The following is a 6,450-nucleotide window of genomic DNA, read 5'->3' as shown; positions in this document are numbered from 1 at the left end:
TACTCCTCGAGTGCGCGCTGCGCCGGGTAGTCGGCGGTCGTCGAGTCATGACCGCACAACTGCGACATCTAGCAGACATGTCGACGCTGCCGAACATCACACTCCGGGTGCTCCCGTTCTCCGCCGGTATCCCTTTGGGCGATCCGATCGGACCGTTCACAGTCGTCGACTTCGGGTCGGACAAGAAACAGCAGACGATCGAGCCTCCAGTTGTCTACCTCGAAAACTACACTGGGGATCTGTATTTGGAGTCGCCGAGCGACGTACAGCGTTACCATGTGGCGCATGAGGTCATTCGACGCGCAGCGTTGGATGAAGCAGCGAGCAGGAGTCTGCTTCGGCAGCTAGCAAGGGAGCACGCGACGTGACCGGGAAGCATGACGTTGACCTGTCCGAGGCTCGTTGGTTCAAGAGCGCCCGGAGTTCGGCGACGAAAGACTGCGTCGAGGTCGCCTTCTTGTCCAGCGACTTCGTCGGAGTGCGGGATTCGAAGAGTCCGGACGGCCCGGCGCTGGTGTTCGGCGGCGGCGAGTGGGATGCCTTCACCACCGCCGTCGCCGATGGGAAGTTCAACTAGTCCTGAGTGATCGCTCCGAAGCCTCCCGCACGATGCGAGTGCGGGAGGCTTTTCCGGCGTCTGCTCCATACACGGTCCCTTTGCCTGCCTGCGACGCCAGACGGTAGGGTTGCGAAGCAGCGGGGGCGGCTTGTGGGCCCTTGGGACGGGTGACAGCGAAGGGGTTCGCGGATGGCTGGTAAGGCAAAGATGCCGCGCGCTGCGGCCCTGATCCTTGGCGCGGCGCTGGCACTTGCAGGATGCAATAACGAGTCAGGGGATGGCGCTTCGACGCCGAGCAGCACCAAAGCATCGGCAACCATCACTACGTCAACGGACCCCGAAGCAGCGATCTGGAACCCTTGCGACATACCCGACTCTGCGATATCCGCTCTCGGGCTGAACACCGCGACCAAGGACACCAAAGTGGCCGGGGTCGATCCCACAGGCTGGAAGGTCTGTAGTTGGCTATCGATGCCGAAGACATACAGCTTTGGAGTCTTGTCGTCGGATCATTCGCTTGAAGAGGTTAAACAACGCACTGACCGGACGGATTTTATATCTTCCACGGTCGGTTCTCACCGAGCGCTCCAGTATCGCGATGTCGGCAGTTCTCACGACTTGGGGTGCTGGCTGAGTGTCGAGGTGCCGCACGGGATGGTCGATTTCAGTGTGTTGAACCGCTATGGATCTGCCGGTTCCGGCGCCCCAGAACCGTGTGGCGAGGTGCACCGTCTCGCGGACGCCTTGGCCGAGTATCTACCTGCACGTTGAGGAGGGGGAATGATCAGCGGTGTCGATCCCAATACATGGAAGCGACTGCTCGACTCTGCCAATGGTGGTGAGCTGTCGCTCGATCCAGAGGTCGGGAAGGGGTTGGACAAGGTCTGTGATGACCACCTCGACCGGCTGAACTCGATACTCGAGAAGGTTCGGTTTATCAATCAGATAACGGGCTTCGGCACTTTCAATTCGGGTAAGATTTTGGAGAAGAAGTTCTCCGAGACTGCCTCTGGTGCTGATCGTTCCCTGGACACCGTGATCAAGCAACACATAGACGCTGTCGAGACAATGAAACAGGTTGTAGCGCAAGCGATTGCGAACTTCATCGCTCAAGACCAATACCGCGCGTCCCAGTTCCAGCAGGTGACTCCAGAATGACCTACGAGGACTACCAACGCCGGGTGATCGAGGCCCAAGAGCAATGGAACCGAGACCGCGACTGGATCTATAAAACCGAGGTCGGCTACAGCGGTTTCGATGGCGAGATACAGCCGGCCCACATCGCTACCCCCGACAGCTACGACCATCTCACCCTCGAGCAAATGCAGACCGCCGTCTCGGCGATGAAACCGAAACTTGTCGATGACGCGGTCAGCATGTGGGCAAACATCGGCCTGGACCTGACCGGCACCTTCGCACTCTTCCAACGCGAATTCGAACGCACCATCACCGGCCAGAACGGCCACACCGGATGGACCGGTGCCGCAGCCCAGGCCGCCGTAACCGCGGTGAACAACTACCACGACAAATCCGTTCCGCTGGCGCAGGCGGCCACTCTGACGAGTCTCAAACTCGCGGAGATGAAGACCGGCCTGGAGCAGACCCAGGCCTTGATGCCGGGCCTGACCGATCGCCCGGATATCGCTGGGAAGACGCTGCCCAAAGACGGCATCATGAAGAACGGCGAATACACCAGCACCGAGGCCGAGCAGGAGGGCCGCAGAATCCTGCGCACGGTCTACGGCCAGGTCGCCGGGCAGACCGATGTCGGCGTCCCCTACATGCCCACCGCGCCCACGATCATCGACAGCCCTGGCCCCGGTCCGGTCGCACCGGGACGCGATCCCGCTGATTCACACGGACCTTCGGGTTCCGATGCGGGTACCCCGGGTTCCAATGGCGACGACTCGGGCAACCAGGACCAGGGTTCGGGTCAACCGACGGACACCGAGCAGTCCACGACCCCGTCGTCGACAACGTCACCGGATGCCACCACCACCGCCAGCGCTACCCCCCAAAGTACCGCTGCGACACCGCCATCCACCTCCCCCACGGCAGTCACGCCGAGCACGCCCACGCCGAGCACGTCCACCCCGACCCTCAACACCCCCGGCATCAGCACCAGCACTGGCCGCCCAACCAGCACCCCTGGCACCACCCAGCCCAGCCCCGGCCGCAGCATCCCCGGCATGCCCGCGCCCGCGACAACCACGTCCACCGCGACCACACGCCAGAGCACCGGAACACCGGCACGCACCGGCATGTCAGGCCTGGGTGCGCCCGGCCAGAGCAAGGGCAACGACGATGATCGCCAGAAGAGCATCCCCGACTACCTCATCACCGCCGAACACGGTCAAGAACTCACCGGCCTCGACGCCCAGCCCAAGACCGTCCCCCCGGTGATCGGCGGTGAGCACGATAATGCTCGACAGTAGTAGGCTCACCGGCCTGGAGTTCGAAATGCTCTGGGCCGCATACGGTCGCGATCGTCTACCCTATCCGCTGCACTATCGCACCGAGATCGCCGACTTCAATGAGCTGAAACGCCACCGCGAGGGCGCCGCCACTTCCCTGCTCGCCAAGTATTCGCCCGAACTCGAACGCGCTATCGAGGTACTGCTCGAGCCCGATGTCCGCATCGAGTCGAAAGGTTTCGGCGGCACCGGCCTATCGCACACCTACCGGTTCCACGGCGCGGTCCGCGCTCAGGCCGGGGCCGCCCTGCACCAACTCCCGGGCCCGGCTCCGGACACCGGCGGCGACGTCCTCGTAACCTACTGCCCCGCAGAACAAGTCGCCCAAAATGCGGTGGCCGCACTCCCCTCGTGCGGCCCCGGCACGCACCCACCGCTGGAGGTCCGCCGCGCGGAAATCACCGCCGACCGCGACCGTCACATCCGCCGCGCCCACGACCTCGGCCCTATCGACCAACTCGACCGCATTTTCCGACGCCCCCGCACCGCCTTCGGCGAAATAACCATCTGCCCCGGCCCCGCCCTCGACGCCCGCCCCACCCCCGCCCGCGGCTTCTGGTGGATGGACTACCCCGACGGCCGCTACTACATAAAAACCGGCGACCCCATCATCGCCAAACCCATAGCCCCCCACACCATGGCCGCCGAAATCCACCGCCTCACCACCCTCACCCAGCGCTACCACCAAGAAGACCGCGAACACGACGAATACCTCCGCACCCGCGACTGACCTGTGTTAGGACATTTGGCTTAGTGTGTCGGTCTCGCCGCTCATCGCGGCGAGGATTTTGGCTTGAGCTGCAGGAATATCGGGTGGGAAGGTTTGGCTTGTGCCGTTGATCGTGATCGTCGCCGACCGCAACGGCCGCAACTGCTTGACCACGTTCGCGATCGCCAGGCCGTGAGGGCCTAGATCCGGCGGGCGACCGCGAGCGCGGTGAACACGATGGTCAGGTGAGCTTCGATCGCGTCCCGGGTCCGCAGCTACTTCCACGCCTCGCACACCCTTTACGTTTCAACCAGTTAGTTTCGGGTCGATAATGCGTTGCACAAAGGCACAGCCGATCCGTAGTAAAATCTATCCTCCATGATGTCCATCGAGGAAATCTTTGGCCTCTTGCTTGAACCGACTCGGCGCCGCCTCCCATGAGGGCGATTCCATGAATTTTGTGAGCTCAATTCGGCGATCTGCAGAAGTACATTTGGGGCCGATACTCAGTACAGCCCAGAGTTCTTCCAATGTATTTGCAGGTAAATCCCAACCAGTAGTGCGAAGCCAGTTCTCGTTGCGCCATTCGGTCTCCGATCCCAAATTCTTGCGGTTTTGAAACGATCTACGCTCAATGAAGCTGAGTTCGATCTGGTTCGCAGCTTCATATACGCGTTGTTCCCAAGCGTTAAGTTCAGTATCGGTGATGCAGTGCTCGGGTGTCGCATCGATCGTCAAATACCACGATGCTTGGTCTGCGCGCCATAGATTCAACATCGCTGCCCCTTCGGCGCTGTCATGCAGCTGCCGAGTGCCGAAATGCTCATCCTCGCGATCTGTCAGTCGTCCCATTCGCGATAGATCAAGTGTTGCGCGCAGATGGTCGAGCTCCGGCTGCATCATGCGTCCGCTAAAGATCAGCAGCAGTCTACGCTTGGCCGTACTCATTGCGCTCCTCCCTCGCGCCTGATGTCCAGTCCCAGCCGATCCATGTCCCGCTAATACCTTGAAATCAGGCGGCAATGCCGCTCTGCCTCTGTCGACCGAAGGCGTGGGGAGTGCGCCGCGGAACGCCTAACCCAGATACGGCCGAGGTCGCTGTTCGGCGTGGTGTTGCAATCGGAGCCGAACAGTATCGTGCACGGGCAATTCTGCTAGTTCCTCCGGGTGGATGAATCTCACCTCGGTGGATTCGTCGCTGACCATGATCAAGCCGCCTACGACGTGGCCGTAATAAGTGATATTGAACTCTTGGCGTATCTCGCCGTCTGTGTATTCGATGATGTGCTGAGGGTCTGTGTAGATACCGAGTAGCCCGGCGATCTCGATATCGAGCCCCGTTTCTTCTTTGGTTTCACGGATGACGCATTGTTCGAGGGTTTCCCCGATCTCCATGATTCCCCCGGGAAACGACCAGTTCCCGGAATCGCTTCGGCGCTGCATGAGTATCGCGCCATGGTCATCGACAACCAGCGCTGAACCACCCGGAACCAAGCTGTTCACCTTCGGTGCGTCAGGGTCTCGGTAGTAGTCACGCCGTCCGCTCACGGTTCACCTCTATCTCGTAAGGGGCGACCGTGCCCCAGATTTGTTCGACCTGATCAGCGAATGACGCGAATATCCCGTGAGAAGAGAGTTGCCGAAGGTACAACGCGTTCGCCGCATCGATCTCGGCGGCATGTCGGGGACCGCATACTGCAACCTGGATCGGGGGCATCTCACTCCTTACCGGCTTGTTGTTGAGCGGTCCCCGATGACGAGACCACCTGACCCGGCCCCCGAAGAGCGAGCCGCTCTCATCTACGGGGACGGCCCATTGGCCGTGTTGCTGCTGAAAAGGCTAATGCGGCGCCACCGATACCAGAGTCCTCAGGTCTCCGATCTTCCTGGTTTCCCAGCCGGGATCGCGGTTGAATTTACAAAAAATGGGCGGAGCGTAACTCGTTGATACGCTTCCAGATAACGTCATTTGGGGGAAAGAAATCGTCCAGATCTTCCCTTTGCTCAAGTTGCTGGACAACCGAGCGCAGGCGTGCCAGAGAGTTGGAGTTCTCAGTCCAGTAATTCTCCGGGATTTGCAGCGTCGCCATGAGAAGGTCACCAGGGTAGTAATCCCCCTCGGCAAGAGGGTCCTGCTCCAACAGGTCGAGGGCGCGCGGCGCAAGCACACCAACGCCCTCGCGTTGCCCCAGCAGAATCCGCAGATCCTCCACACTCAGAGCACGAATCGGCTTGCGGCGCAGTGTATGAACCGCCTTTATCAACCGCGTTGCGTCACTCGGTGGAGGTGGCCATACGCCATCTAGCTGCTCCAGAGTCAGACTTTCCAAGTCGTCACCGGTCATGTGCCCTCGCGTTCTGTTGATTCGTAGACTATCTCGGCACGAACTGTTCACTGTAGTCGAGCAAACGACTTGCCTCGGACAGCTCCCTCTCGAGTAGCGGCCGTTCTTCAGCAGACAGCCCTGGCCAACTCAGTCGCTTGTTGATCTGGTCAATCCGCTTTACAAGGGCATTTTGAGCATCTCGGACTTCATGAACGTGGTCCCATGGCGTACCGTCCGGCTTTCGTGCAACGACTTCGCCATCGAGTTCTCGACGAGCCGCGTCGAGATCTCTGTCGGTCAGATGTTCCTTCACCCGGTCTGTTGGGGTCGGTTCACCCGGCTTGTCTGCCTCCCCAATGGCACTCGGGTTACTTGCGTCGT

At 60.7% G+C, this 6,450-nt stretch carries 10 protein-coding genes and 1 pseudogene; 6 read left to right on the top strand and 5 right to left on the bottom strand.

From position 1 onward, the window contains the following. The 6 genes from ACT86A_RS27295 to ACT86A_RS27270 all read left to right on the top strand — a co-directional run. Nucleotides 1-368, top strand: a 368-nt coding sequence (locus tag ACT86A_RS27295) for a DUF5753 domain-containing protein (protein ID WP_445095095.1), incomplete at its 5' end; no start/stop codon positions are given. Then, complete coding sequence (locus ACT86A_RS27290; protein WP_445095094.1) at nucleotides 365-577, top strand: DUF397 domain-containing protein; 213 nt, start codon at nucleotides 365-367, stop codon at nucleotides 575-577. The genes ACT86A_RS27295 and ACT86A_RS27290, both read left to right, overlap by 4 nt. A 171-nt stretch (nucleotides 578-748) precedes the next feature. After that, nucleotides 749-1,330, top strand: coding sequence for a DUF3558 domain-containing protein (locus tag ACT86A_RS27285; protein WP_445095093.1), 582 nt, complete (start codon nucleotides 749-751; stop codon nucleotides 1,328-1,330). A 9-nt stretch (nucleotides 1,331-1,339) separates the two neighbouring features. After that, nucleotides 1,340-1,717 carry a hypothetical protein gene (locus tag ACT86A_RS27280; protein ID WP_445095092.1) on the top strand — a complete coding sequence of 126 codons (378 nt, stop codon included), beginning with the start codon at nucleotides 1,340-1,342 and terminating at the stop codon, nucleotides 1,715-1,717. Beyond that, on the top strand, nucleotides 1,714-2,994 hold the full coding sequence (locus ACT86A_RS27275) for a hypothetical protein (protein ID WP_445095091.1): 1,281 nt from the start codon (nucleotides 1,714-1,716) through the stop codon (nucleotides 2,992-2,994). The genes ACT86A_RS27280 and ACT86A_RS27275 overlap by 4 nt, the downstream gene beginning before the upstream one ends. Beyond that, nucleotides 2,969-3,763: an ESX secretion-associated protein EspG gene (locus tag ACT86A_RS27270; RefSeq protein WP_445095090.1), complete on the top strand. Its 795-nt coding sequence runs from the start codon at nucleotides 2,969-2,971 to the stop codon at nucleotides 3,761-3,763. Before ACT86A_RS27275 ends, ACT86A_RS27270 begins: the two co-directional genes overlap by 26 nt. 6 nt (nucleotides 3,764-3,769) lie before the next feature. Here ACT86A_RS27270 and ACT86A_RS27265 read toward each other — a convergent pair. From ACT86A_RS27265 to ACT86A_RS27245, 5 genes and pseudogenes are all read right to left on the bottom strand, one after another. Beyond that, nucleotides 3,770-4,014, bottom strand: a pseudogene (locus ACT86A_RS27265) (IS1634 family transposase); the annotation flags it as partial. A gap of 97 nt (nucleotides 4,015-4,111) precedes the next feature. Next, on the bottom strand, nucleotides 4,112-4,690 hold the full coding sequence (locus tag ACT86A_RS27260; protein ID WP_445095089.1) for a hypothetical protein: 579 nt from the start codon (nucleotides 4,688-4,690) through the stop codon (nucleotides 4,112-4,114). A 126-nt stretch (nucleotides 4,691-4,816) separates the two neighbouring features. Continuing rightward, nucleotides 4,817-5,245: an NUDIX domain-containing protein gene (locus ACT86A_RS27255; RefSeq protein ID WP_445095088.1), complete on the bottom strand. Its 429-nt coding sequence runs from the start codon at nucleotides 5,243-5,245 to the stop codon at nucleotides 4,817-4,819. A 413-nt stretch (nucleotides 5,246-5,658) separates the two neighbouring features. Beyond that, nucleotides 5,659-6,087: a contact-dependent growth inhibition system immunity protein gene (locus ACT86A_RS27250; RefSeq protein WP_445095087.1), complete on the bottom strand. Its 429-nt coding sequence runs from the start codon at nucleotides 6,085-6,087 to the stop codon at nucleotides 5,659-5,661. 28 nt (nucleotides 6,088-6,115) lie between these two features. After that, the coding region (locus ACT86A_RS27245; protein ID WP_445095086.1) for a polymorphic toxin type 28 domain-containing protein at nucleotides 6,116-6,450 on the bottom strand (335 nt) is incomplete at its 5' end.

Source organism: Nocardia glycosmidis (assembly GCF_052545115.1).
Note: the sequence above shows the minus strand (reverse complement) of the source record. Positions and strands in the feature narration are given on the sequence as shown.